Raw genomic sequence first — 1,643 nt, forward strand, 5'->3', positions numbered from 1 at the left:
CGGCAGCCTGGTCTGCGCCAACTTTGGTGCTTTCGGCAAGCTGCGGGCTGGCGGGCGGCTGCTGGGGCTGGAACTGAAAGATGCCGTTTTGGCCCGGGCCAAGCGGGAGGGCAACCGGCTCTACGGCCGCTACCAAAAGGATCAGGGCTCCATTGTAATGGTGCTGGCAACCGACCTGCCCCTTTCCAGCCGCCAGCTGGGCCGCCTTGCCCGCCGCAGCGCGGTCGGCCTGGCGCGGACCGGTTCTTATATCGGCGACGGGTCGGGCGACATCGCCCTGGCTTTTTCCACGGCCAACAGACTGGATCATTTTGCCCGCCAGGTTCAAGCTTTCAGCTTCCTGCCCGACAGCCAGCTGGACCCGGTCTTTGAGGCCGGAGCCGATGCAATCGAGGAAGCCGTCTTGAGCGCCCTGGTGCACGCGGCCACTTTGACCGGCTTCAAGGGAAGAACGGTCTACGGTTTGCGGGATTTTTTATAAGAGGAATGCAAAAAAATGGGCTGCCGGCCGGCATATTGATTGCCAAGATCCGGCACGCCCGGTATGATAGAATTTAACGTTTTAAGGGAGTCAATACGCAACCATGCATGAAAAATACAAGAAACAATTGTTGATCTTGACGGGGATGAGCGGGGCCGGCAAAACGGTGGCCGCCCATTCGCTGGAAGACGTCGGCTATTTTGTGGTCGACAACCTGCCGCCCGAGCTGCTGGGCAATTTCTGGGACCTGATGAACACCTCGGAAGACTTTGAAAAAGTTGCCGTGGTGATCGACCTCAGAGTCAAGTCCTTCTACAAGGACCTGATCGACGAGATCAATTCCCTGGAAGACAGTGGCCAGACCCAGGCAACGATTGTCTTTTTGGAGGCTTCTGACGACACGCTGGTGGCCCGCTACAAGGAAACGCGCCGCCTGCCGCCTTTGGCGGAAAACGGCCGCCTGCTGGACGGCATCCGGGACGAGCGGCGCCTGCTGACGCCGGTGCGCAACCGGTCCAACTACATCCTGGACACTTCCAAGATGTCGCCTAAAGAGCTGAAGCAGAAGCTGCAGAGCAAATTTGGCGAGCTCCACAAGCCGAAGTTCGGGATTGAGGTCATGTCGTTCGGCTTCAAGTACGGGATGCCGATCGACGCCGACATCGTCATGGATGTCCGCTTCCTGCCCAATCCCTTCTACATCCCGGAATTGCGGCCTTTTACGGGGCTGGACAAGCGGGTCTTCAACTATGTCATGGACAAGGAAGAAACCAAGGTCTTTTATGACAAGCTGCTGGACCTCCTGCTGACGGCTATTCCGGGCTACATCAACGAAGGCAAGGAAAAACTGACGATCGCCATCGGCTGTACGGGCGGTCAGCACCGCAGCGTCTCGATTGCCCAGCAATTGGCGCGCGACTTGTCTGAAAAGTATCCGGTTGATATTACCCACCGGGAAATCAGCCGTTATCTCAGAAAGTAGGAATTCAGCATGTCTTTTGGCGAAAACAAAATCATTCGCATCATCAAGCGCCGGCGGCCCCGGGTGGTCGTTATCGGCGGCGGCACCGGCTTGCCCGTGATCCTGAACGCCTTGAAAAAGCAGGACGCGGAGATCACGGCGATCGTGACCGTCTCAGATGACGGCGGCTCCTCTGGAGTC

General features: G+C 57.9%; 3 protein-coding genes. All 3 read left to right on the forward strand.

The features are described 5' to 3' along the window. Positions 1–481: P1 family peptidase (locus lacNas_RS12965; RefSeq protein ID WP_201331315.1), on the forward strand; the 481-nt coding region annotated here is incomplete at its 5' end. A gap of 103 nt (positions 482–584) precedes the next feature. Further along, complete coding sequence (gene rapZ / locus lacNas_RS12970; RefSeq protein WP_201336018.1) at positions 585–1,463, forward strand: RNase adapter RapZ; 879 nt, start codon at positions 585–587, stop codon at positions 1,461–1,463. Between the two features lie 9 nt (positions 1,464–1,472). Next, on the forward strand, positions 1,473–1,643 hold a 171-nt coding region (locus tag lacNas_RS12975; protein WP_201346932.1), incomplete at its 3' end, for a 2-phospho-L-lactate transferase CofD family protein.

It is taken from the genome of Lactobacillus nasalidis, from assembly GCF_016587775.1.
Taxonomy (GTDB): domain Bacteria; phylum Bacillota; class Bacilli; order Lactobacillales; family Lactobacillaceae; genus Lactobacillus; species Lactobacillus nasalidis.

Coding starts and splice junctions, on each gene's coding strand:
- rapZ (WP_201336018.1), top strand. CDS start 585: ATGCATGAAAAATACAAGAAACAATTGTTGATCTTGACGGGGATGAGC.